The organism is Paenibacillus sp. Root444D2 (assembly GCF_001426375.1).
Lineage (GTDB): Bacteria > Bacillota > Bacilli > Paenibacillales > NBRC-103111 > Paenibacillus_E.
The window spans coordinates 95,952-96,201 of the sequence record NZ_LMEO01000016.1 but is presented as its reverse complement, the minus strand read 5'-3'; the positions used below and the strand labels follow the sequence as shown (position 1 = coordinate 96,201).

Annotated in this window: 1 rRNA gene; it reads right to left on the bottom strand. The window is 50.8% G+C overall.

Annotated elements, in window-relative coordinates:
• A 16S ribosomal RNA gene (locus tag ASD40_RS11985) occupies positions 1 to 250 on the bottom strand; the annotation flags it as partial.

Genomic DNA, 250 nt, shown 5'->3' with positions numbered 1-250 from the left:
GTCGCCTTGGTRRGCCGTTACCYYACCAACTAGCTAATGCGCCGCAGGCCCATCTATAAGCCACAGATTGCTCCGTGTTTCATRRTTCTCTCATGCGARAAAACCARTTATCCGGTCTTAGCTATCGTTTCCGATAGTTATCCCRRTCTTATAGGCAGGTTACCTACGTGTTACTCACCCGTCCGCCGCTAACTTATCCCGAAGGATAAATCCGCTCGACTTGCATGTATTAGGCACGCCGCCAGCGTTC